The sequence below is a fragment of the Granulicella sp. S190 genome, assembly GCF_009766095.1.
In the GTDB taxonomy this organism is placed as follows: domain Bacteria; phylum Acidobacteriota; class Terriglobia; order Terriglobales; family Acidobacteriaceae; genus Edaphobacter.
On sequence record NZ_LMUD01000007.1, the window covers coordinates 173,854 to 198,837 of the forward strand.

The following is a 24,984-nucleotide window of genomic DNA, read 5'->3' on the forward strand; positions in this document are numbered from 1 at the left end:
TTCACGCGCCCTTTGGTGGTCGTATCAATAAAGCATGGGGCCTCGCGCTGCGCAAACGCTTCTGTCGCGGTTTCAACTTCGAACTACAAGCCGCAGCTACCGACAACGGCATCAACATCTCTCTGGCCGAGCAACACAGCTTCCCCCTTGCCGATGTTTTTCAATTCCTTACCGAGGACACCGCAAGAGAGCTACTGGAACAAGCTTCCATTGCCTCTCCAATCTTCAAAAATCGTTGGCGCTGGGCTGCTGGTCGTAGTCTGCAGCTTCTTCGGTTCTCCAAAGGAAAACGCATCGCCCCTCAGATTCAGCGAACTCGTTCGGAAGATCTGATGGCCAGCGTCTTTCCTCAAGCCGCTGCCTGTTTTGAGACCATAGTTGGAGACATTCAGATCCCTAATCATCCTCTCGTCAATGAGGTCATGCAGGATGTCCTGCACGAGGCGATGGATCTGGAAGGCCTCATGGCGCTACTTCGTGGAATAAAAGACGGCACCATTCGCTGCCTCGCTGTCGATACTCCCACGCCTTCTCAGTTCGCCCACGAACTTCTCAATGCAAATCCTTACGCATATTTAGATGAGGCCGGTCTCGAAGAGCGTCGTGCTCGCGCCACCTCTCTGAGTCGCAATCTTCCAGACGAACCCGGCAAACTCGATCCTGCCGCGATCGCCGCAGTCCGTAAAGAGATCTGGCCCGACCTGCGCGACGAGCACGAACTCCATGATCTGCTGCACTCTCTCCTAGCCTTCCCACTAACAGCCCTCGATACTCTGGAGACACGCCACTGGACTCCCTTCTACGACCGACTTATTCAAACAGGTAGAGCGCGGACAATTGCCTGCGGCGGATTCTCATGTTGGGTTACAACCGAACGTCTTCCCCAAATAGAAGCCTTATGGGAGCTCGCAGCCGATGGCACGACCTTAACTACAAAAGAAGAATCTTTGCAAAAATTAGTTCAGGGATGGTTACAAATAACCGGGCCCACAACTGCGGACAGCCTTGCCCGCACTTTGAATCTTGATCCAGCTCTCATTTTTCAAGCTCTTCTTGCTATGGAGATGCAGGGTCTCCTCGTGCGCGGTGTCTTTGAGAAGTCTGACGCAAGAGGCTTATCGGGAGAAAGAAACTCTGACTATTGCATCGAATGGTGTGAGCGCCGCATTCTCCAACGTATTCACCGCCTCACCGTCTCTACACTTCGTAAACAAATTGAGTCTGTTACACCTGCTGTGTATATGCGCTGGCTACTCCGGTGGCAGCACCTCGCTCCCCAAACCCAGCTCTCCGGTGAAGAGGGCGTCTTCGAAGTTCTACGCCAGCTTGAAGGTTTCGAAGCACCGGCAATCGAGTGGGAGCGCTCTCTCCTCCCTTCACGCGTTGCTGACTATGATCCGCGATGGCTCGATGCCCTCTGCCTCTCTGGAGCCGTAGGCTGGGGTCGCATCTCACCCCACCCAGCATGGTCAGCGGGAGATGGAGCCTCTCCTCGCCGCGTCATTCCAACGAATGCTGCGCCAGTTACGTTCTACATTCGTGAGACCGCCGAATGGCTTCCTCATGCTCTTGCCCGGCAATGTGTTGAGGAGTGTAAATTAGCGATCGCCCTCAGCGCGGAGGCTCTTCAACTGCGAACTTTGCTCCAGCAGCGCGGCGCTTGCTTTGCTAACGATATCCAGCGCATCGCGAACCTTACTCGTCAGCAGATACAGCATGCCCTTTGGGAACTCGCTACTGCTGGTCTGGCTTCTGCGGATGGGTTCGACCAACTTCGAGCCTGCATGGATCCCCGACGTAAATCCACCGTTACTGAAGCTCCCGGCAAGCGCGCCGCCCGCAGCTCTGCAGGTCGCTGGTCTCTCCTGAGCGAAGAACTCCACGCCGCGCCATCAACAATTGAACAGGCTCACCGCACCGAAGCCGCTTTGGAGAGTTTCGCTCGCCAACTTCTCAACCGCTACGGCGTCCTCTTCCGAGATATTCTTCTTCGCGAATCCAACGCTCCCCGATGGCGTGATCTTCTAAACATCCTTCGCCGCCTCGAATCCCGGGGTGAGATCCGTGGTGGGCGTTTCATCTCCGGCTTCGCTGGCGAACAATACGCGCTTCCCGAGGCGGTCCAATCCCTGCGTGCCGCACGCAATAACGAGTCGGACTCGATCGTCAGTGTTGCTGCTGCCGATCCCATGAACCTCATTGGCATCGTAGTCGCTGGTGAACGTAGTCCCAGCGTTCCCGGAAGGCAGATTCTTTATCGAAATGGCAATCTCCATGCAGAGAGAGATGTACCTGGACCGGTCGATCTATCCACTACAGTTTCATCCTCAATGCTCCCCTCTGCTCCCCTCACCGCAGACCTTGGGCTCTTCTAGGATGGTTCCGCCAATGCAAAATCCCACTCCACCCACGAAGATCAAGCCAGAAGAACAAACCCAGGAGCTTCTTCCCGAAGACTTCTATTACGAGGGTCCATATCTAGTCTTCACGGCCGCGTACCATCGCAAGCGCGGTTATTGCTGCAACTCAGATTGTCGTCACTGCCCCTATAAATCACTAGATTAGTTGTGGACCTCTGGGGGCATTGAGGGCACGCCGCCTTGTACATCGGCGATCACGATCTTCCCACTTCTCATCGCCCGTGCGTTCCGTACTAAGCTGATTACGCGTGGATCTTTGCGGTATTTTGCGAGTACCTCATCTGAACCCATTGCACTTGTTACATCAAATCCCCCTTCACTGGAGAGGGTCAGGTAGCGGAGCATATTTTCCTCATCACCGCGATGTGCGTAAAGTCGAGCGATCTCGAAGCAATAGTGGGCATGATCCGAGGGAGAGAGCATGTGAGCCGCAATGCCGCTCGATCCGTGATGTTCCATCATCTCCGGATCCAACGTTAAAGCGATGTCGAACTGCTGTCGCGCCTTCTCGAAGTTCTTTTCTTCGAAGTATGCCGTTCCCAGGTTGGAGTGATAGATAGCGGACTTCTTGTCCAGTTTGATCGCCTTGCCATAGTCAGCGATCGCAGTTCCATAGCGTCCGTCTACATATTCCGCTGCGCCAAGATTGTTCCATCCTTGCGCATTTTTCTTCTGAAGCCGGACAACTTGCTGAAAATAAACTTTTGCAACGCCTATATGCCTGAGATCGAGTTCAGTCACGCCCATTCGGATGAGTAAATCTTGTTGCGGTCCGCCGCGACGAAGAGCATAACCGTAATAGACCAGCGCGTCTTCCGGGAAACGTCGGGCGCGCAGCACGTCACCCGTAAGCTCAAGTCTTTGCGGGCTAGCAGTCGCAGGGTCGGGTAGATGCGGTTCGATTGCGAGCCAATCTGCGCTTTGGTGGCGCAAATCACGGGCAGCATCGGGCGCAGTCGCTGTTTCGAGCGTTTGCGAGGTCAAGGGAGAGTTGGCAAGCGTCAGGCCTACGATGGGAAGGATAAGAGAGAAGCGAAGATGCGGTCGCATATAAAGGACCTCACGAATTCGCCATCATCATCATCCTACGTTTAACTGCTGTCAATAGCCACTTTGCTAAGGTTTCATAGGGCCACCACCCGGCAGCTGGCCAGAAGCGGCTGCAGGAGTCACTACCGGAGCTATTTCTGGCTGTATCTTCATCGCCATCCGCGGAAAGCTAAAGCTCCCTCCGGCATCATCGATCACATTGATCTGGCACACATATGTTCCCGGTTTGAGTTGGGTCAAGGGTACATCAAACTGAAATGCCACCGCTCCACGCTCAGGAATATTGATCGCCTTTGCTTCCACTAAAGGTGTTTCATAAACTTTAGTGCCGCCACTCAGAAACTCTATGCTGGTCAGGACTCTGACCGGCCCACCCTCCCGACGTGTCAAACCGGGAGAACTTGCCGGTTCGGGAGCGCTCTTCTCCTTCGCCGGGTCATACACCTCGTACAGAAAATACAGGTGTTGGTCCTGCCGAAACACGTGTGGAACATTCGGAATCCACTCCACTCCATCCCGTACGAGCGGATTCTGACTCTTCTTCGCCGCGTTTGGTACCCGTTGACTCGACAGAACGATTGAGCTCAGCTTAAGCGGGCTTTTCTTGAGATCCGGCACTTGTAGGTCCGTCTCAAAACTTCCCATCGCTCCAGTTTGGTTCTCACGCACCACGAACTTTAGATGGTACCTTCCCGGGGCCAGCACAAACCCAGTCGAATACTGGATATTCTTTCGCTGAACTTGCTGCGCAGCATCCAGCGCCAGTTTCACCGTATCGCGTACATTCCCTACGACAAGACCCTCCGCATTCTTTACCTGCCCAATCACATCGATGTTCGCTTTATCCCGATCGCCGTTCTTTACGCTGTGAATCTGTGATCCGGGCACAATCAGAGATACTGGAACGAAGAACTTGTTATCACCCATTCTGAAGTACAGCGCCTGAAGATAGACCGCAACATCAGTTACTGGAAGATCGCTCCTTAGCTGCTCCGTCAAAGCCTGTTCTCGGTCTTCCGTCTTCTGATGCTGGAAGTCAGCAGGCGCGTAGTAGCCGGGACGATAGTCAATCTTTACATCATTACGATTCAGCTTCACCGTCAGGTGACGGTAGCTCCCATCTCTCGCCAGATTCGTCGAGTGAAATCCAACGATGTAATAAGCTTCCGTGTCATGCTGCACCTGTTGAAACGCGGGCGCAAAGTCATTTGAGTCAAAGAATGCTTTCCCTCCCGTATCGGACGAGAGAGTTGCCAGGGTCTCCTGTGAGCCAAAGTTAGCATCCAGTTGGCTCTGCATTGCCCCGCCGCTGTAAGCCGCTGTCCCGCGTAGACTTCCCGTTGAGGCATTGCCTACGGGAGGCAGAGCCTCTAGCCCGCGTGAGTCCACGCTGTAGATCGCCATATTGGCCTTTACCGCTTCGTTTGTCGCAGCGCGCATGCTGGCCTGATTTTCGATCCCCTGCCGGGTCAATCCGCCGCTAAAGTACAGCAGGCTCTTCCGCTGATCGACCCTCTCCAGACTTTTAGCAATCGTTCGGATTGCATAGAGCTCACGATCGGTATTTAGCGCGTTGTATTCACTGTCGTCGGAGGTAAAGCTTGAGGCGTCGTCCGCTGTACCGCCTGAGTTTCCGCCCTCATTCCCATTCGCAAACCCTGTACCCTCCGTCCCGTTGTACTTGCCCAAGCCCTTTAGCAGCGCTGTCTTATCCGAGGTAAAGTCCTGATCCATGCTTAGCCCTGTGGCCATACTTACCAGTGCTACCAGATCCGCAGGCTGCATCTTCTTCTTTACGTAGTCCTGCGCGGACTCCACTGCTCGATCGATATCCTCCGGTTGCATACTACTGAGATCGAAGAACATTACGATGAGCCGATGATCGCGCAGCGAGGCTGGATTGGTGGCGAACTCACCGTTTACGAGATCTGCAATCGTCGCCCTTCCGATCACTGTCGACTTCTCACGAAGCACAGCAGCTTCATCGACATTCTGATAGTCAAAGCTGGCAATCTTCTGCGGCTTTCCGTTCTCCAGGATAGTAAAGTCGTTCGCCTTAAGTCCCTTCACAACCTCGCCCGTCTTCTTGTCCCGGACCACAACGTTTGTCAAAACAATATCGGTTTGCACCTTCATCGTGAAGGTCCCGGAGGAGTCTGCCTGTTGTGCATGCCCAGCCGGAGACAAGGCAGCTATCGTACTCAAGAGCGTCGCGGCTATCATTCGTTGCAAGCCCATTGCCGAACCTCTCAAAATCGATACCGTGCCAAAACTGTTAATCGCCGCATAGCAGCTGCCGACGTCACCTGCCCAAAGGTCTGTGAGTTCAAGGTGGTATCAATCCCTGAGTACTGCACCGTGTTGAAGACGTTAGTTGCGGTCACCCTCGCTTCAAAAGATCGCGAGTCACCCATCGCCACTGTTCGCGAGAGAGAAGCGTCCGCGACCACAATTCCAGGCCCTTCGATTGATCCGCGCGAAGCGGTTCCAAATCCACTCACTGGAGCCGCGAATGCTGCTGGATTGAACCAGTTCAAGACACTTCCTTGCCCCGAAATAGGCTGCGAAAATATGCGATCCGGCCGCAAAGTGTTATTCGTACCCGTAGCTGTCTCCGCTACCGTCGAAACATAGTGAGGCGTAAAGTAAGTTCCGGTTGCAAAGGTAAAATCTCCCGAAAGCGAAAAGCCATCCAGCGCCTTCGACCAGAACCCTCCCTTAGTAAAGAAAGCTCGATTTGGACCGAACGGAAGCTCCAGCACCCAATTGCCCGTAACCTGATGTCTCACATCGAACGAACTGTTGCCCTCCTCAGCATTTAGATCTTTATCGTTCTGGGCCGGCACCACCGTCGTTCCACCGATTGAGGAAGCATTATCGATCGAATGTCCATAGTGATACGTCGCTTGCAGCGAGACGCCCTTTTGAAGCCTCTTCCGTACATTTACGCTTAGTTGTTCAAAACGTGAATACCCCAACGAGTCCTCAAAGTTGAATGGCTGAGCCCCTGAATTCAGAATGCCGGTAGCAGTTCGGTTTGGCGCGCGCACAATATCAAGGTCTCCGCCCTTCGCCCCGTTGTACCCGATGTTGGCAACGATTCCCAGGGGAAACGTTCGTTGAATGTCAACATTCCATACCTGAACGTGTCCCAGTCTGTAGTTCACATTTGCGGCATAGTTGTTCTGCACTGGAGTCGTCGAGCAGCCAAAACCACTCGCCAGAGTCAACGTTGCCGGCGTGCATCCCGTCTGCCCCACCACATTTGTTTGCGTCAACGCAAACGGCACCTGCGCCGATAAATTTCTTGCCAGCGTCGCATATTGTCCTGTGTTGAAGTTAATCCCGTACCCTCCGCGCACCACCGTCTCTTTGAACATCTTCAGCTTTGGACGATACGCAAATCCCAATCGCGGGGAGTACATATTTCTGTCTGGATTCACCAGCGATCGCGCCGTTCCTGCTCCACATGAACCTGCAATGGCCATTGGACACACCGGCGACACCACGGTGAAGTCAGCGTTGTGATCCAAGTTGACCAGCCGGTCATCCTTCTCGACATAAGGTGAAAAGTACTCATACCGCAAGCCATAGTTCAAGGTCAGATTCGACAGCACCCGCCAATCGTCCTGCCCATACCAGTCAAATACGTTTGCGCGCAGATAGGTCTTCTGTGTTGCCGCCTGAATCGCTGACTGCTGCGGCAGTCCTAATAAAAAATCTGCGAACCCATAACCGCTTGGCGAGAGCACCGGGCAGGTCACTGTCGATGATGGCGTACACGAGTTTGCTGGATTCTGCGTTGCATACCCTGTAAATGTGAACGATCCAACCACATTCGTCCCACCCACTGTATCCGCGTGCACTCGGCGAATATCGAATCCATATCGCATGTTGTGTTTTTTGTATCGATAGCTCACAAAATCAGAGAATGAGATTGTCTGATTCACCGCATCGCTTGGTAGGGATTGCGAGAGGCCGGTGAAGTTCGAGATGCTCACGCTTGGCAGGCCGTTGTAGATTCCCGGATCTCCTCCGATCAGTGGCTTCGGAATATCGATTCCTGTGCCGTCCAGCGGATCGTTTCCATTCGTAAAGTAGTTCCGCAACATGCTGTGTGATCGATTCCAGTTGATTGAGGCGTTATTGGTCAGCTTTCCGTATCCGATCGTGTACCCAGCCGTTATGCCATATCCATCGGTTTCGCTTGCCCCCCCCAGCGGCAGAAAGATATTCCTGTTGTCCATGGCCGTGTGAGAGTAGCTCCCATTGAAATTAATATTCTGCCGCAGCGTAGCGGGTCCGCTGCTTTGCTGCCTGCGTCCACCGCCGAAACCGCTGCTTTGTCCAAAGTTCCTCACATACCGCAGCGCCGCTGTGGCAGCATTATTGCCTGCGGTTGTGATCGTCTGATAGTTGTATCCTTGTCTTCCAGTAGCCGAGATGTTTGGTGCTGGATAGAAGTTCAGTAGAGCAGCAGCCTGTGGCGCCACTGGCACCTGATTATTCGCAAACGCCAGTCCCGTCGTAGGGTCATACAGTGTCACAGGTGTTGTCACTCCACCTACTGTTTGCGTCAGACCGGAAAAGTCGCCAGTTCGTTCCGCTACAGTGGGCACCGTACCGTACAGGTTCGAGGGCGTAATATTCCGCTGCCCGGTGACGTTGAGGAAGATGAACTGCTTGGTGCTTGCCTTCATCACTCCTGGGATGAAGGGAGACCCGGTGAAGCTCACCCCAAAGCGATTCGAGCTGTAAGCGGGCCTTACCACCGGTGCGCCTGTCAGGGAGAAGTTTGCCGCATCCAGCGCGCCATTGCCCCCCTGATAGAACACCGCACCATGTGGCTGTGTTGGGTTGAAACCTCGGAAGCCTCCAAAGCCGCCCCCACCACCTCCGCCTCGTCCTCCTCTCCCGCCACCACCCGCACCTCCTCCCCCCGGTCCACCAAATCCTCCTCCTGCCAATCCACCCAACAGCCCAGCTACCGAATTAGCAATGTCTCCCACAGCTCCGCCCTGCCGCTGTGCCTGCGCTATCGCATCCTGCACCCGCTCTCGAATGTCGTCTTCGCTATAGCCCGCAAGCCCATTCGTCTGCCCCACAGCACCATTTACTGCCACCGAATCGTTTGCTGCTGCGTCGCCTGCTGCCAGTCCCGAGAGAGAGGGCAATTGCGCCCCCGAACTCCCGCCACTTGTTGTGGCATCAGCGGATCCAGAAGCGTCACCCGTTACGTTCAGCGCCTGCAATCCGCGTGCAACGCCGGCACTCGCCGCCTGCCGCTCCTCTTGCTGTTGCACCCGCGAAGCTAGTTGTAGCCCAAACTCCGCAACCTGCGCAGGCTTCCCGCCATTTTCGCCCGCGGCATTAACTAAAACCTCCTTCGTCTCACTCGCAAACGCAGCCAGCTCAACCCGTACTACATATCGTCCGTTGCGCGGAATTGTCATCGCAAACGAGCCATTCACATCAGTCGTGGTGGCATACTTCTTGCCTGTCAGGGTATTGCTCGCCGTCACAGCTACTCCAGGCAGCGGAACCGCACCAGCTTTAACCGTCCCGGTGATAGTCCCGCCGCTAGCCTCGGTCACAGCCGCAGGCTGCGCAGGTGTCACTGTCGCCCCGGAAGGCGAAGTCTGTCCCCTGGCATTCCCCACCAGTGCAACGCACATAACGATCCATCGAATCGATCCCTGCACCTTACCTCGCTTCACTCCATCAACCCACAGATCGCAGCTAAACGACGACTGCCAACAAGAACTAAATCCTTACTGCTGAGGTGTCGCTGCAGGCTTTTCTGAAGTTGCTGATCCTGCTGGAGACGTCACGGCGCTGCCACCGTCCAACTCTCTCCTCCTCCGACGCCCTGTCGATGCAGCATCCGAAACGCCCAATTCTGTAGGCACGAACGCCCCATTCTTCAACGCACCTCGTCCTGCTATCGCATCTCCTACCTTGATATCTGCGAGTGTTATGCTCTCCCCGCCCGAGCCACCCCCCGAACCGGCTCCAGCGCCGGCCGCTCTTCCGATGACTGGCCCAATCTCAGTCACTGCTGCACCACTCGCAAGCACGCCCATGTTCCGGCCACCGCGCTTGAATGACGTCTGCTCGTCGACGCTAATCACTTGACTCACCCCATCAGGCCGGAGCACGGTTAGCTTCAGCGCATCCATATCGATTGCCGTCACCCTGCCGGTGATGTAAACCTTACCCATCCCTTCCCGGGCCTTCTTCACCTGCTCGGCGTCCATCACGCCAACAAATACTGCATGTATTGTCTTGGTCGCTGGATCAAGAACCCCCATTGCGCCCACGCCATCTCCAGCCTTAATGTCCACCACCTTCACTGGTTGTCTGTCCCTGCTCAACCGCGTGTTCGCTGAAACGTTGACCTGGTACACCTCGCCTGATTCTGTCTTTACCGTAAGGTGGTCTGCAGTCGAGGTCGTTACGATTCCGCGTACCACGTGACCTCCTGCAAATACTGCTCCCTCCCCATCGTCTCCTTGCTGAGCGCGCAAGGGCAGTGTCATCAAAGCCATCAGCGCTAGTGTTGGTCCCCACCGGTCTATCCAGTGCCGTCTCATGCTCCTCTATCCGCCTTACTTTTTCTAGGAATCACGTGCTCATACAGACGGTTTCCCCACGCGAAAGACTCTCGAAGGCACGCAAAAAACCTCTGTTGAACGTCCTCCCGAACTGTCGTATTTTCTGTCGGAAGGAAAAGCTACACTACACTACCGAAATGCATGAGGTAGCCCACGCGCCCCACACCCACGGCCCCCACATCGAAGGCCATTTCGAGTCCTCAGCTGCCGTTCGTGACATAGTCATCGGCCTCTCAGACGGGCTAACCGTTCCTTTTGCCCTTGCCGCGGGCCTCTCCGGTGCCGTCGCCTCGTCCCATATCGTTGTGCTTGCTGGCCTCGCAGAGATAGCCGCTGGCTCTATCGCCATGGGCCTCGGCGGCTACCTCGCCGCTCGCGGTGATGCCGAACACTACATCTCCGAGCGCTGTCGCGAAGAGCGCGAGGTTATCGAACGCACTCGCGATGAAGAAGAAGAGATTTACGAGATCTTCGAGCAGTATTCGGTGGACCGTATTAGCGCCGAGCCAGTTCTCAGCGCACTTAAAAAAAACCCTACCGCATGGGTTGATTTCATGATGCGTTTCGAGCTTGGCCTCGAAGAACCCGCGCCTAACCGCGCCCACCGCTCCGCTCTTACCATTGCGATCTCCTACATTGCCGGTGGGCTTATTCCATTGCTTCCCTACATGCTCATAGCAGACAACCTAACGGCTCTCAAGCTCTCAGTGATTATCACGCTTCTTGCACTTGCGATCTTCGGAGCGATGAAAGGAAAGCTTGTAGGCACAGGCTGGCTTCGTAGCGCTCTCCAGACCGTGATCATTGGAGGGGCCGCAGCAGCAGTCGCATACCTCCTCGCAAGGCTCCTCAACAGCCATCATGTTTAGGCATGGGATTGCCTAGCGAACCAGGAAACCCAAACACGCTACCACGACTCCCGCAGCCCCCAGCGAGAGCCCAAGAAGAAAGTAAGCGCGCTTCCGGGTAAACAGCGTAATGGAGCAGAGCACCACTGCGATCTGCAACAAAGCCTCTCCCAGATCGTAGTGGGAAGCCTTCGCCTCGGCCCGTGTCACCTCAGCTTCGAACTCTCGAGCTTTCTCCTGCTCTTCGGAGAGATCGTCCTTCCACTTTTCGATGTGGGCTTCATACTCTTTTCGCTTCGCTTCGGTAGCAGTTGCGTTGACAGTAGGCTCCATCGCAAGCAGATCCAGTGTTACTGAGAGGTTGTCCCTTCGAATCTTCTTTGCCTGGTATTCATTCCACTGATCGCCGGCGCGCGACTGCATCAGAACAGCCTCAGTGTGGGTACGGTGCCCAAGTACAGTGACCATGGCAACAAGGACGGCCAGTATCGAGATGCCGAGAGAGATGCTCTTCAGTGACTCTCCACCTGACTCCCCGGACTCTTTCATCTGATTGGCAAACTCTGAAACTTCATTGGCTTCCATAATGAAACAATTTTAGCCCCGTGCTGTGGACTCTTCCCAATCGAATAAGCAAGATCGAAGCGTAACTAGAGTAAAAGGGTAAATAATCAAACATTTATTTACCCTGTCTTCATTGGACGAAAGCGACTTTTCTACAGGAAGTACAGGTTATACACAGCCTGAGTCCTTGCAGAAGGAGGCAGTCATTGATAATCTCAGGAAGTCGCAAAGAGGCATACGGCAAGAAACGAAGTGAGAAGCGTAAAGCTTGCACGGAGACAAAAAGCTTGATACTCTAAGCAAGTCGCAAAGAGGCATACGGCGAGAAACGAAGTGAAAAGCATCAAAGCTTGCACGGACACGAAAAGCAAAGTACTCTAGGTGAGAAGTAAAGAAACACTGCTTCGCGCCTTGGCTCTAGTAGCATAAAGAGCGAGCAACAAGGTAAGTCGGAGCGCAGTCCAAGCGTTTGATATCGGTTTTTGAGCTTAAAGCCAAACCGTAAATCCAAACCCAAGCCACTGCAGTTGAATTAAGATTTTCAAGGAGCTAAGTGCTCCGCGCTCATTTTCGAGCGTCAAGATGTTTTGATATTTTGTGCTGAGTGAATGCTTGTTAGCTTGCTCATCTTTTTCGTGTAGCTTGAAAGTTCGAAAAATATGAAAATAAAAGTTGACAAACGGTCTGAAGATTGATAATCTCAGAAAGTTCGCTAAAACGTCCTACGTTACTGAAGTGCTTCTCGAAGAGCTGAAATTGAGCCGATAAAATAAGCGAGAGAGTCTCAGTAGGTAGTCAATATAGACGAAATACAGCGCATCAAGTTCGAGGACACGAATATGGCTTATGCCGATTCTGCCCTTGATCCAAAACTGCCCGCTTAGGTGGATGCAGTGTGGATCTTTGACAACATAGTTGAACGTGCCAGTCGTGAGATGATACGAAATTTGGTTTAGTCATTCTCACTAGTTATAAACCTCTGGGTGTTTTCGAGCACCGGGGGCGCTTGATCCGCACCGACCCCTGTCGTTGTGCGGCAAGCAAACCAAGATTAAACGAGAGTTTGATCCTGGCTCAGAATCAACGCTGGCGGCGTGCCTAACACATGCAAGTCGCACGAGAAAGGGTAGCAATACCTGAGTAAAGTGGCGCACGGGTGAGTAACACGTGACTAATCTACCCTCGAGTGGGGAATAACTGAGAGAAATCTCAGCTAATACCGCATAACACTTACGAGTCAAAGCAGCAATGCGCTTGGGGAGGAGGTCGCGGCCGATTAGCTAGTTGGCGGGGTAATGGCCCACCAAGGCGATGATCGGTATCCGGCCTGAGAGGGCGCACGGACACACTGGAACTGAAACACGGTCCAGACTCCTACGGGAGGCAGCAGTGGGGAATTTTGCGCAATGGGGGAAACCCTGACGCAGCAACGCCGCGTGGAGGATGAAATATCTTGGTATGTAAACTCCTTTCGATGGGGAAGATAATGACGGTACCCATAGAAGAAGCCCCGGCTAACTTCGTGCCAGCAGCCGCGGTAATACGAGGGGGGCAAGCGTTGTTCGGATTTATTGGGCGTAAAGGGTGCGTAGGCGGTCTGACAAGTCTGATGTGAAATCTATGGGCTCAACCCATAGTCTGCATTAGAAACTGTCGGGCTTGAGTATGGGAGAGGTGAGTGGAATTTCCGGTGTAGCGGTGAAATGCGTAGATATCGGAAGGAACACCTGTGGCGAAAGCGGCTCACTGGACCATAACTGACGCTGATGCACGAAAGCTAGGGGAGCAAACAGGATTAGATACCCTGGTAGTCCTAGCCCTAAACGATGATTGTTTGATGTGGCAGGTACCCAATCCTGCCGTGTCGAAGCTAACGCGATAAACAATCCGCCTGGGGAGTACGGTCGCAAGGCTGAAACTCAAAGGAATTGACGGGGGCCCGCACAAGCGGTGGAGCATGTGGTTTAATTCGACGCAACGCGAAGAACCTTACCTGGGCTCGAAATGTAGTGGAATCCGGCAGAAACGTCGGCGTCTAGCAATAGACCGCTATATAGGTGCTGCATGGCTGTCGTCAGCTCGTGTCGTGAGATGTTGGGTTAAGTCCCGCAACGAGCGCAACCCTTATCTTCAGTTGCTACCATTTAGTTGAGCACTCTGACGAAACCGCCTCGGATAACGGGGAGGAAGGTGGGGATGACGTCAAGTCCTCATGGCCTTTATGTCCAGGGCTACACACGTGCTACAATGGCCGGTACAAACCGCTGCAACCCCGCGAGGGTGAGCTAATCGGAAAAAGCCGGCCTCAGTTCGGATTGGAGTCTGCAACTCGACTCCATGAAGCTGGAATCGCTAGTAATCGTGGATCAGCATGCCACGGTGAATACGTTCCCGGGCCTTGTACACACCGCCCGTCACATCACGAAAGTGGGTTGCACTAGAAGTCGGTGCGCTAACCGCAAGGGAGCAGCCGCCCAAGGTGTAATTCATGATTGGGGTGAAGTCGTAACAAGGTAGCCGTAGGAGAACCTGCGGCTGGATCACCTCCTTTCTAAAAGAGAACGCCTCGGCGCACTTCAACATCCTGCGATTGCAGGCAATCTGGTTTTGCGATCAGATTGAGTTGGAAGTGACGTTGCCGAGAACCATCTTGATGAGCTTCGGCGAGTCTCGATGAGCCTGAACTAAACCTTCTTTTTTTCGTTATCTGTCAACACCGATGGTCAATAGCGGCGTAGCTGCTATGTACGTTCAACTGTGTCCTCGAAACCTTTCGAGAGAGCTCGATTCTTGATTCTTCGGAGTCAACAACAGAGCAGCCTGCGCGCCAAGTTTTAAGATTTGGTGCTGTAGAGTCGGGCCTGTAGCTCAGTTGGTTAGAGCGCACCCCTGATAAGGGTGAGGTCGGTAGTTCGAATCTACCCAGGCCCACCATCTTTATCAAGTTTCGGATACACTGAAACGTATGGGGCTGTAGCTCAGTTGGGAGAGCGCCTGCTTTGCAAGCAGGATGTCATCGGTTCGATCCCGGTCAGCTCCACCATACTTCTCGATTGGAATGTTCGATGTAATTCAAGCGATGTCTGCTTGAGGTTGAGTCTCTGCGAGTGCGGAGGTTGAACCTTGAGCAGGAATGCTCGAGCCGCCTAAGGGTGCGAAGTGATAACGCAGTAATGCGAATCGCTCCATGATTTTTGACAACTGAATAGATTGGGTAAATATAACTACAAGGCTGAGCAGCTAGCTTTCAGGTTGTTTCTGATTGCGACGCTGTCGTCAGTATTGAGTGTCTTTAGAATAATTTTCGTGTTACCGACCTGATTCTCGCAAATTGAGATGACGGTTGTACGACACAGGCGTGGACTATATCAAACGTAGATAGCTCTATGTTGCAGAGGTTGTCACTCTGCTGCGTGCGAGTAAATTCTATGGTCAAGCTACTAAGGGCGCACGGTGGATGCCTTGGCAGAAACAGGCGATGAAGGACGCGGCAAGCTGCGATAAGCTTCGGGGAGCGGCACACACGCGTTGATCCGGAGATTTCCGAATGGGGAAACCCACCCAGGTAAAACCTGGGTATGTCCAACTGAATTCATAGGTTGGAACAGGCGAACGGAGGGAAGTGAACCATCTCAGTACCTCCAGGAGGAGAAAGAAACCTCGATTCCGATAGTAGTGGCGAGCGAAATCGGAACAGCCCAAACCCGTACTATTTCGGTAGTTCGGGGGTTGTAGGGCCTGCAAAAGTAGAGTTACCAATCTGGTTGCTAGTCGAATCTTCTGGAAAGGAGATCCAAAGAGGGTGACAGACCCGTAGACGAAAGCGATCCAGACTCGAAGCAGGTACCTGAGTAAGGCGGGGCACGAGAAACCCTGCTTGAATCCACGGGGACCATCCCGTAAGGCTAAATACTCGTTTCTGACCGATAGTGAACCAGTACCGTGAGGGAAAGGCGAAAAGCACCCCATTGAGGGGAGTGAAAAGTACCTGAAACCGTGTGCCTACAAGCAGTGGGAGGACTATGCCCGTAAGGGAATGTCTGACCGCGTGCCTATTGCATAATGAGCCGGCTAGTTATTCTTGTCAGCAAGGTTAAGCGTGAGCGAGCCGCAGCGAAAGCGAGTCTGAATAGGGCGATAAGTTGGCAGGAATAGACGCGAAGCGGGATGATCTACCCTTGGCCAGGTTGAAGGTGAGGTAACACTCACTGGAGGACCGAACCGGTGTTTGTTGAAAAAAGCTCGGATGAGCTGAGGGTAGGGGTGAAAGGCTAATCAAATTCCGTTATAGCTCGTTCTCTCCGAAATAGCTTTAGGGCTAGCCTCGGGTGATTTGGATCGGTGGTAGAGACATGGATAGACTAGGGGGCTTTCCGGCTTACTGAATCTAATCAAACTTCGAATGCCGATCACAACCAGCCCGGGAGTCAGACTGTGGGGGCTAAGCTTCACAGTCGAGAGGAAAACAGTCCAGACCGCCTGCTAAGGTCCCAAAATTACAGTTAAGTGGGAAAGGAAGTCGGAACGCTCAGACAGCCAGGAGGTTGGCTTAGAAGCAGCCATCCTTTAAAGAAAGCGTAATAGCTCACTGGTCAAGCGGTCCGGTGCCGACAATACAACGGGGCTAAAACTGTATACCGAAGCAGCGGATGCACACCATAAGGTGTGCGTGGTAGGAGAGCATTCTGTCGTGGATGAAGCGTAACTGGGAAGATACGTGGACATTACAGAAGAGACCCTGCCGGCATAAGTAGCGATAATGAAGGTGAGAACCCTTCACGCCGAAAGTCTAAGGTTTCCTGAGGAAGGTTAATCCGCTCAGGGTTAGGCGGTCCCTAAGCTGAGGCCGAAAGGCGTAAGCGATGGAAATCCGGTTAATATTCCGGACCTCCCAATATCTCGTTATTACGATGGGGTGACGCAGAAGGATAAGCAGGACCTCCTATGGCTATGGGGTTCGATACGCGTAAGCTGGATTCTCTAGGCAAATCCGGAGAGTCTTAACAGTGAGGCGTAAAGCAGTAAGCCGTATGGCTGAAAGCTGCTGATTTCATGCTGCCAAGAAAAACCTCTAAGGAGAGGAATTGGGAACCGTACCACAAACCGACACAGGTAGACGAGGAGAATATCCAAAGGCGCTCGAGTGAAAGCTTGTTAAGGAACTCGGCAAATTAGACCCGTAACTTCGGGAGAAGGGTCGCCCTTCAGGGTGCAAGCCCAGAAGGGCCGCAGTGAAACGCGAACGGCGACTGTTTAACAAAAACACAGGTCTCTGCAAAGTCAAAAACGACGTATAGGGGCTGACTCCTGCCCGGTGCCGGAAGGTTAAAGGGAGAGGTTAGGGCGCAAGCTCGAAGCTTTGAACTGAAGCCCCGGTGAACGGCGGCCGTAACTATAACGGTCCTAAGGTAGCGAAATTCCTTGTCGGGTAAGTTCCGACCTGCACGAATGGAGTAACGATCGTTCGACTGTCTTAACGAGTTGCTCGGCGAACTTGTAGTACCGGTGAAGATGCCGGTTACCCGCAGCTAGACGAAAAGACCCCGTGCACCTTTACTATACTTTTACTATGAGTTACGGCCATTGCTGCGCAGGATAGGTGGGAGGCTTTGATACCGGACTTTTGGGTTCGGTGGAGCCAACGGTGAGATACCACCCTGCGATTGTTGTGATTCTAACCTGCTCCCATTATCTGGGAGAGGGACATAGTAAGACGGGTAGTTTGACTGGGGCGGTCGCCTCCTAAATTGTAACGGAGGCGCGCGAAGCTACACTCAGGTCGTTTGGAAATCGACCGTCGAGTGCAAAGGCATAAGTGTGGTTAACTGCGAGACCTACAAGTCGAGCAGATGCGAAAGCAGGCCTTAGTGATCCGGTGGTTCTGTATGGAAGGGCCATCGCTCAACGGATAAAAGGTACGCCGGGGATAACAGGCTGATCGAAGCCAAGAGTTCATATCGACGCTTCGGTTTGGCACCTCGATGTCGGCTCATCACATCCTGGAGCTGTAGAAGGTTCCAAGGGTTCGGCTGTTCGCCGATTAAAGTGGTACGTGAGCTGGGTTCAGAACGTCGCGAGACAGTTCGGTCTCTATCTGCTGTGGGCGTAGGAGATTTGAAGAGGGCTGTCCTTAGTACGAGAGGACCGGGATGGACGAACCTCTTGTGTTCCAGTTGTCCTGCCAAGGGCACGGCTGGGTAGCGAAGTTCGGTTGTGATAACCGCTGAATGCATATAAGCGGGAAGCACGCTCTAAGATGAGATCTCCCAACCCAAAAGGGAAATGAAGGGCCCTAGAAGACCACTAGGTTGATAGGCTGGAGGTTGAAGTGCAGTAATGCATGTAGCTTACCAGTACTAATCGCCCGTTCGGCTTGTCCATAGAATTTACTCTGCGCAGTGAAAAAGTCCACTGTTCTGGAGTCATTCAATACAAGCTTTGTAGTTATATCTTTTGGAAAATACGCAGTAAAAGCAACAAACGTCTAATCCCAATCTATTCAGTTGTGGAAGATCGCGAGAGCGAGATTTCAAAAGTTTGCCGGTGAGTTTACCGCGAGGGTCACACCCGTTCCCATCCCGAACACGGAAGTTAAGCCTCGTTGGGCCGATGGTACTGCACGCGTAAGTGTGTGGGAGATTAGGTGATCGCCGGCATAATACAGAGCCCCATCCTTTCGAGGATGGGGCTTTTTTATTCTTGAATTACTTCAATGTTGCCTATGTTTCTCTCAACCCCCTCTACTTTGGAGAGCATGAAGTCAATAGCTGAGGTCAGACCAATAGTCTGTGGATAAAACCAGTCTTAGGTGTTTGTGGTGAGTTGTGGTCGATTTCTGGTTTTATGGGTTTGCTTCAAGCCTTTAGGCATGATTCTCTTGGGTTTCCAGGATGAAGTGGACGATTTTTCTGCTGCAAAACGTGGTTGATAACGTGGTGCCTGGGTGGTGGTTGAGTGCATCTCGATGGTGATTGGCAGTTCTTTCGCCTAATTGCGGAAGGATTGCGGCGCCTTTTGGGATTCTTCGGAGGGGCCGTAGCTTCGGATAGCTCTTAGACATAGAAGCTTCGCCCTGGTTCCTTCGCCATATTGCGTCGTCGACTTGTTTCTTCGACATTGGGAAAGGGTAAGTCAGGTCGAGATGAGGATGAGGAGCAGGATCTCAGTTGCAGGGATGCTAGTCGACTGTCTCCCAGCTGCGGAGAGCGTGTTCGTAGACTTCCATGTTGACGCGCTTGCCTCGAAACTTCACGCCTTCCATGCCTAGACGAAAGCGTTGCTCGGCTGCAGCTTCGCCTTTCAGCTTGATCTCACCGCCGGCACCTACGATGCGCTGCCAGGGTAGTCCGGTAAGGGAGGCGGTGCGCAGCAGTTTGGCCACTGCCCGGTGGTAGAGGGGATAGCCGGCCGCCGCAGCGACTTTGCCGTAGGTCGAGACCTTTCCCTTGGGAATGGAACGGATGATGCGCCGAAAGGCGGCATCGCGGTCTTCATTTTTGCGAAGCGCGTCTTTCAGGATTCTTCGTTTGAGATTCTGTGGGGTGATTTGGTGTCGCATGAGCAGAACTTTACTAAAACGTGATTGTCATGACTCGCTCCGACGTCTTTATCGAGTCACGTCCTGTAGTTGAGCCCAATGGTGCTATCGGCACAGGTGCTCCGAGGGGTATTGAACTGGGGGAGTTCTGCTTGGGGTAAGGCGTAACAGTGATTGAAGCGATAAAAGCTGATAAAGACGATGACGGAAGTGGTGTCTTCTGGGAAAGATGGAGAGAAGGACGAAGCGATTCAATTCTATTTGATACTACTTTGCTCGGGAGCCAACGCCGTCGAGTGCTCTTACGGCGCAAGCAGCGGATGGCTGGATGGGTTATAGGCTCGACTTGAGTTTCGCGGGTTCATTTGATGTTTGTCAGTGGGACGGAGGCGTACTCGAGTTTTGGATACCAGTCGGTGCCGCGGCCTTCGGGACTGATGTCCAGGAAGGTCCAGAGCAGGTCGATCTCCGGGGCGCCGCGTGGATCCTGGCCGGGGTCAGCCATCTCGCCACTGATCTCGCCTCCCCAGAAGTGGCGGATGGCGCCATCGCGGCGGGTGAAGACGTTCAACCCTGGAACGTCTCCATCATCGGCACTGACGTAAGTGCGGGTGTAGTCGCCGCTCGTGTCGGAGTAGAGTTGCAGGTTCTCCCAGCCTCGATCTTTTTTGAAGTCGAGAAGCCGCTGGATGGGCGAGCGCGCGAAGACCGCGAGGGCGACGCGCTCGCGGAGGTTCCTTGCGGCTCCGTTCCACCCGGAGAGGAACGAGGTGCAGACCGGACATGGCAGATGGCGTTGTGGGCCGAACATCATGCTGTAGATGATGAGGGTCTGCTTGTCGCCAAACAGGTCGGAGAGATGGACTGACCCTTTTTCGCCCTCGAGGAGATAGTCCTCGGGCACGGTGCCGCCCAGGGGTAGTGCACGGCGCAGCTCTGCGACGCGCTCAATGTGTCGTCTGAGCTCGATCTCTTCGGCGAGGAGGGAGTTGCGCGCCTTCCGGTACTCCGGGCTCTCATTGGGGAGGTGTGACTTGTTCTTTGTAGCGAGTTCGGTGGCTGAGGTGAGAGTGGTGCTGGTGGCCATCCAGTTCTCCTTTGTACGGAGTCGAGATATCGTCCTGCGGGGCCTGAGTTGAGGTACTCGACCCCACAGTGTATCGAGGGTTTGGACGCAACTGCCGATGATTCGTTGGCTGGACGGGCGAGATGTTCTGAGTTTGAGTGAAGAAGCTTCGAGCATTGCTCGAATGTGCATGTTCGTTTCGCCGATTGGAAGAAGCTGCCTCAAAGCGGTTCGAGCTTCGCTCGAATGCCCACCTTATCGACGATAAAACCGTCGCGAAGATGGGCCCCGGTTTTATGTGGATGTGAGATTTTAGGTTAGTTGTGGTCCCATCCGCCATCGTCGGTACCCTCTGTGGAGACGTCCTGACTCTCGTCTACCAGGGTGTCGATGCTGTCGTTTTCAAGCTCGATCTTCTCTTCCCGTGCATCTGCTTCGCTGTAGGAGTCGGTCTCTTCGTCTTCAAGGGCGATCAGCTCGTCGATGGAGTCATCTTCCTCTATTGCTCCTTCGCCAGCTTCACGGGCGATGATCGCCTCGATCTCCTTATCCATTTGATCTCCTTTTGCCTGGTTACCTAATTGTGGACGCGTTACTGGGAGTGTCGCTTCCGCTCCGGCATAAGACGCCATGCTCTTCTATGATTTGCGCGCTGACCTTTTCTGCAGGCCGTGCTTCTGTATCTTCTGCTGTCGCCGATCTTTCATTTTGGCGATCGACCGCTCAGGAGAGAAGAGACGCGGAGCCGGGCTTGAGGGTTGCGCCGGTCCTATTATTGCTGATCTGGCTTGTTCGTGTCTTTTGCGTTGCGCTTGGCTTCGTCGGCTGCCTGTTTGGCTTCGCGTTTTGCCTCGTCGGCTGACTGCTTCGCTTCACGCTTGGCTTCATCGGCTTCCTGCCTGGCTTCGCGTTTGCTTTCTTCTGCTTCCTGCTTGCCCTCGCGAATGGCCTCACGCGCCTCCTGCTGAGCTTCGATCACGGCCTGGCGCGCTTCGGGCGGAATCGGAGGTATGGCGGTGATCTTGGGCATGGGGGGCAGAGGCGGAAGAGGCATGATGCTCGCCTTCTTGATGGAGATGTCGCCCTGGCTGGTGGAGATGTGAAGGAGCGGGCCGCCTTTGCCTGCGGTGCCGCTGATGGTCTTCTTCTCCAGGCCGCCGTCGGGGATTTTGATCTCGGAGAAATCGCTCTCGATGTCGCCATTGGTGGCGTCGAGCTGGTAGGCGAAGTTGGCCTGCTCGGGCAGGCTGAGATTGACGGAGCCGTTGCGGTTCTCGACCGTGACGTTGCCGAGGGGAGGAGCGCTGGTGAGGTCGACGGAGCCGTTGCGGTTGGTGACGGTGACGTCTCCGGCGACGCGGTCGAGGGTGACGTTGCGGTTGCCGGCGGTGAGGGTGAGAGGCCCGACGGCTTCGCTGGCGGTGATGTCGGAGTGGCTGATGTCGATCTCGCCGTCGAGGCGGGCGAACTGGAGGTCGGTGCGGCTGGTGTGGAACTTGATGTTGCTGCGGATGTGCTCGAAGTGGGTGGTGCCGAAGAAGTCGCCGCTCATGGCGACGGGGCCGGTGAGATCGGAGAGGGTGGTGTCGTGGCCGCGGCCCTGGATCTGGATCGGCCCGTTGACGCTGTGGGCGGAGATGTCCGAGTCGCTGTTGTTGATGTGCATATCGACGGGACCGGAGATCGCGCTGACCTCAATGTTGCCGTGGTTGGCGGTGACCTGAAGCGGGGCTTTGAGGCCGCTGACATGGACGTCGCCGTGGTTGGCGGAGACGGTAACGGGTGCGGATGCGGGGAGGGTGATGATGAGGTCGGCGCGGGTGCCGTCGATGGCGGGCACGGAGAGGACTAGGCTGTCGCCGTTTTTGTTGAGGGTTGGATTGAGGCGCTGGGCCTTGCTGTCGGCGTCGGAGTCGGAGCGGGTGTAGACCTCTTTGTGGACGGAGACGTGGATCTGGTTATCGTCGCTGGTGCCGGAGATAGAGATGTCGCCGCGCGGGTTGTCGACGGTAAAGCCGGTGCTGGCGGGGAAGGCCTGGGAGAGGGTCTGATCGCTCTCATGCTTGTCGCCGAGGAACTCGTCGATGTTGTCCTGGTTGAAGTTCCAGCCGTAGAACCATTTATCGCCGTTGCCGTGGAAGCGGGCTTCGCTGAAGACGATGCCACTGATGCCGAAGATCAGCAGGAGGGTGAAAACTCCACCACCGAGACGACGGCGGTAGCGTGGTTGGGTAGAGTCAGACTGCATGTACTGGTCGTAGGCCCACTCGAGGAGCATGATGACGCCCGCTCCGACGAAGAGAATGGGCCAGAAGCGACCGTAAAAATCCCAGAGGCGGTGGCTTGCGAGACGTCCGGTCTGCACGAGCAGGAAGAGGATGCCGACGGAGATGAGCAGCAGGGGGCCAAGGATGGAGCTGCGGCGGAGGCTGCGGACCTGGTAGCGGTAGGCGTCGCGCTGGGCACGGGCTACATCGCGCTGGGCACGGGCCTGCTCTTTGAGGACGCGGCGCTGATATTTCCAGTCCCCTCCGTAGGGAGGGCCGGGTGGTGGCGGATAAGGTGGCGGCGGATAGCTTCCCATGACCTAGCTCCCTTCCTGGTCGTGCTGGTTGGAGGGAACGATGCTGGCGGTGGTCACGGGCGGTTGAGGCGCGGCTGCGGGCGGAGCCGGGGGACCAGGGTAGGGATAGGCGACCGCTGCTGCGGAGTTGAAGGAGGTACGCTGAAAGACTGCCATGAGACCGGCGACGATGATGAAGAGCGGCCAACTGTGCGACCAGGAGAGGATGTCGAAGGAGTCGAGGAGGAACAGAACGCCGACGAGGATGACCCAGATGGAGCCGCGCAGGGCGCTGAAGAGCCGGTACTGGTAGGCGGGAGTGCCATCGTCAGCGAGACCGTTGCCGGCACCCGTCATCTTGTGGACGAAGAGCCAGACTCCCAGACCGATGAGGAAGAAGGGAACGATTCTGTGGATGGGGAAGTGGTGAAAGAAGCCGGCGTTTCCGACTAAGAAGATGCAGCCGAGGCCGATGAGCCAGAGGGCGCCTGCGGGGAAACGGTTTCGCGCGGCAGCGAGATCTTGTTCAGCGGGGTAGGTCGGTGCTCCGTAGGGTGGAATGGGTGGGGCGTAGTTTTGCCATGGGGCTCCCCAGCTTGCAGTTGGCTGCTGCTGTGGGGGGTAGCCGGAGGGCGGGGGGGGATAAGGGATCTCGCCCGTAGCGGTGTGAGCGGCGTCGGGCGCGGTGCCTTGCGGGACGAATGGGCTGGCGGGAACGAAAGGGCTCGCTGGGGCAGAGTGGCTGGTGCCGGGCCACGACTTGCCGAATCCCAGACGTTCGCCGAGATCGTTGAGGCCGAAGGGATTGGGCAGAGGGGTGCCGTCGCGTCGCGCCTTTGCGGTGTGGTGTGCTTCGATCACCTGATAACAGACCCAGCCAGCGATGAAGAGGCCGAAGATGCCATGCTCATCGGCGAGGCTGACGAGGATCGCGAAGACGATCAGGTGCACGACGCCCTTGGCGTACTGGCCGTTATACATGGCACCGACGCCGGGGATGAAGCCTAGCAGAGCTGCCAGGCCGGGGTTGGGAGCACCGGGCGGCGGAGGCGGAGGAATAGTGCCTGCGACGTTGTAGTTGATGACGCCATCGCTTCCGCTGTAGGTGTAGCCGCCTGCGGGGCCGGAGGTGTAGGTGCCCGAAGGCGGAGGAGAACCAGCGCCAGCTAGCCTGGCGGCGAGGCAGGGTTCACAGAAGACAGCAGAGCCGACGACGCGGGTGCACTCCTGGCAGAGAGGTTTGCCGCAGTTCTGGCAAAAGGCAACATGTTCACGATCAGGATGGTTTGCGCAAGTCATACCAATCCCCCTTCCAACTTATAGACACTAGGAGTAAGTACAGCAAAAGCTTTTGACGCGAAGGGGGGAGGGGCCTGGGTACGGACGGATGCCACCATCTGGATCTGGCCACCGCTAGGGGTCTCGCGGCGGCTGGAGCCGGGGTTGGGCTTCGGGCTATTCTGCTTCTGGTCGGGCTTCTGATTATTTTGCAGGCCGCCGGGCTTCTGATCCTTCGGAGTATTGGGATCGTCCGGCTGTGTGGCTGCAGGCTTACGGGTTGAGTTGTTCTGGCTTGCCGGGGTAGCTGCGCCGGAGGAGCCGTCCTCATCCGAAGAGCGCTGCAGGTCGCGGACACGGGATTCAAGCTCGTAGACCACGCGAAGGTTGTCGGAGTAGCGAACGACCTTCGCTTTGGTCTCGTAGCAGGTGCGCAGGATGCTGGAGGGCTTGAGGTCGCTGGCGTGAATCTGGCTGAGACGAATGCCGGTAAGGTTCATGGTGAGTGCGATGGAGAAGAAGGCCATGGCAGCCGTCATCGCGAGACGCGGCTGAAGCATGGTATGGCCGAAGGAACGGAGGCCTGAAGTGACGCGGGCGCGGAAGGGAAGAACCTTGGCAGAGGCGAAGGGGTTGGTTGCGAGGTTCGTTCCAACCGGGGCCGGATAGCTGAGCAGGGTGGTAGGAGTTGGTGTTCGGAGGTAGTCGGTTCTGCCGAGAACGATCGGGGCCTTGTTTTCCTTGGCGGCTCCGAGGGCTTCTTTGCCGCTGGTCTGGGCAAGGATGCGCTCAAACAGGGCGGCAGGAGGTTCGGGACGGGGAGACTTGAGCATCTCCATCCAGGCGGCTCCGCGCTGGGCATCGGCGAGCAGGGCCGAGCAGCCGGGGCAACCGATCATGTGGGTGTCGAAGGTGGCCTGGTCGGCGACAGAGAGGGTGCCGTCGAGCGCGTCTACCAGCATCGCTTCGCATTGCGCGCAGTGCTGCGGATCGCCGGGTGCGCCGGGTTTGACGCTTCCGAATTGGTTGAAGTCTGCCACTCTA

At 55.2% G+C, this 24,984-nt stretch carries 13 protein-coding genes, 2 tRNA genes, 3 rRNA genes and 1 pseudogene; 8 read left to right on the forward strand and 11 right to left on the reverse strand.

Annotated elements, in window-relative coordinates; translation table 11 throughout:
- Positions 1-2,375: pseudogene (locus GSQ94_RS02755) on the forward strand (DEAD/DEAH box helicase); the annotation flags it as partial.
- A 13-nt stretch (positions 2,376-2,388) separates the two neighbouring features.
- Complete coding sequence (locus GSQ94_RS02760; protein WP_158941780.1) at positions 2,389-2,565, forward strand: DUF5522 domain-containing protein; 177 nt, start codon at positions 2,389-2,391, stop codon at positions 2,563-2,565.
- Here GSQ94_RS02760 and GSQ94_RS02765 read toward each other — a convergent pair.
- The 4 genes from GSQ94_RS02765 to GSQ94_RS02780 all read right to left on the reverse strand — a co-directional run bounded on the left by GSQ94_RS02765 (position 2,562) and on the right by GSQ94_RS02780 (position 9,943).
- Positions 2,562-3,404: a tetratricopeptide repeat protein gene (locus tag GSQ94_RS02765; protein ID WP_254063575.1), complete on the reverse strand. Its 843-nt coding sequence runs from the start codon at positions 3,402-3,404 to the stop codon at positions 2,562-2,564. The two genes, GSQ94_RS02760 and GSQ94_RS02765, sit on opposite strands and share 4 nt — an antisense overlap.
- 132 nt (positions 3,405-3,536) lie before the next feature.
- Positions 3,537-5,675: a VWA domain-containing protein gene (locus GSQ94_RS02770; protein ID WP_371417424.1), complete on the reverse strand. Its 2,139-nt coding sequence runs from the start codon at positions 5,673-5,675 to the stop codon at positions 3,537-3,539.
- A 44-nt stretch (positions 5,676-5,719) separates the two neighbouring features.
- A complete protein-coding gene (locus tag GSQ94_RS02775) occupies positions 5,720-9,172 on the reverse strand; it encodes a TonB-dependent receptor (RefSeq protein ID WP_254063577.1) in 3,453 nt (1,150 codons plus the stop codon).
- A gap of 69 nt (positions 9,173-9,241) precedes the next feature.
- Positions 9,242-9,943: a hypothetical protein gene (locus tag GSQ94_RS02780; RefSeq protein ID WP_216843001.1), complete on the reverse strand. Its 702-nt coding sequence runs from the start codon at positions 9,941-9,943 to the stop codon at positions 9,242-9,244.
- A 278-nt stretch (positions 9,944-10,221) separates the two neighbouring features.
- Here GSQ94_RS02780 and GSQ94_RS02785 point away from each other — a divergent pair, with 278 nt between their 5' ends.
- Entirely contained in the window at positions 10,222-10,953 is a 732-nt protein-coding gene (locus GSQ94_RS02785; RefSeq protein WP_158941784.1) for a VIT1/CCC1 transporter family protein, read from the forward strand.
- Between the two features lie 12 nt (positions 10,954-10,965).
- Here GSQ94_RS02785 and GSQ94_RS02790 read toward each other — a convergent pair whose 3' ends face one another.
- The gene (locus GSQ94_RS02790) at positions 10,966-11,517 is read right to left on the reverse strand and encodes a DUF4337 domain-containing protein (protein ID WP_158941785.1); all 552 of its coding nucleotides are present in this window, start codon (positions 11,515-11,517) and stop codon (positions 10,966-10,968) included.
- Between the two features lie 1,030 nt (positions 11,518-12,547).
- Here GSQ94_RS02790 and GSQ94_RS02795 point away from each other — a divergent pair.
- The 5 genes from GSQ94_RS02795 (at position 12,548) to rrf (ending at position 18,152) form a co-directional block, all read left to right on the forward strand.
- Positions 12,548-14,047, forward strand: a 16S ribosomal RNA gene (locus GSQ94_RS02795).
- 306 nt (positions 14,048-14,353) lie between these two features.
- Positions 14,354-14,430: transfer RNA gene (locus tag GSQ94_RS02800), tRNA-Ile, on the forward strand.
- A gap of 33 nt (positions 14,431-14,463) precedes the next feature.
- Positions 14,464-14,539: transfer RNA gene (locus tag GSQ94_RS02805), tRNA-Ala, on the forward strand.
- A gap of 387 nt (positions 14,540-14,926) precedes the next feature.
- Positions 14,927-17,877: ribosomal RNA gene (locus tag GSQ94_RS02810) — 23S ribosomal RNA — on the forward strand.
- A gap of 158 nt (positions 17,878-18,035) precedes the next feature.
- A 5S ribosomal RNA gene (gene rrf / locus GSQ94_RS02815) occupies positions 18,036-18,152 on the forward strand.
- The 16S, 23S and 5S rRNA genes sit together here with 2 tRNA genes alongside, the layout of an rRNA operon.
- 521 nt (positions 18,153-18,673) lie before the next feature.
- Here the strand turns inward: rrf and GSQ94_RS02820 are convergent.
- The 6 genes from GSQ94_RS02820 to GSQ94_RS02845 form a co-directional block, all read right to left on the reverse strand.
- Complete coding sequence (locus GSQ94_RS02820) at positions 18,674-19,054, reverse strand: MGMT family protein (RefSeq protein ID WP_174240871.1); 381 nt, start codon at positions 19,052-19,054, stop codon at positions 18,674-18,676.
- 340 nt (positions 19,055-19,394) lie between these two features.
- Positions 19,395-20,120 carry a DUF899 family protein gene (locus tag GSQ94_RS02825; protein WP_158941786.1) on the reverse strand — a complete coding sequence of 242 codons (726 nt, stop codon included), beginning with the start codon at positions 20,118-20,120 and terminating at the stop codon, positions 19,395-19,397.
- 296 nt (positions 20,121-20,416) lie between these two features.
- A complete protein-coding gene (locus GSQ94_RS02830; protein WP_158941787.1) occupies positions 20,417-20,653 on the reverse strand; it encodes a hypothetical protein in 237 nt (78 codons plus the stop codon).
- Between the two features lie 218 nt (positions 20,654-20,871).
- Positions 20,872-22,683: a DUF4097 family beta strand repeat-containing protein gene (locus tag GSQ94_RS02835; RefSeq protein ID WP_158941788.1), complete on the reverse strand. Its 1,812-nt coding sequence runs from the start codon at positions 22,681-22,683 to the stop codon at positions 20,872-20,874.
- 3 nt (positions 22,684-22,686) lie between these two features.
- A complete protein-coding gene (locus GSQ94_RS02840; protein WP_158941789.1) occupies positions 22,687-23,961 on the reverse strand; it encodes a LiaI-LiaF-like domain-containing protein in 1,275 nt (424 codons plus the stop codon).
- A complete protein-coding gene (locus GSQ94_RS02845; protein ID WP_158941790.1) occupies positions 23,958-24,980 on the reverse strand; it encodes an anti-sigma factor in 1,023 nt (340 codons plus the stop codon). Before GSQ94_RS02845 ends, GSQ94_RS02840 begins: the two co-directional genes overlap by 4 nt.
- Between the last annotated feature and the right edge of the window lie 4 nt (positions 24,981-24,984).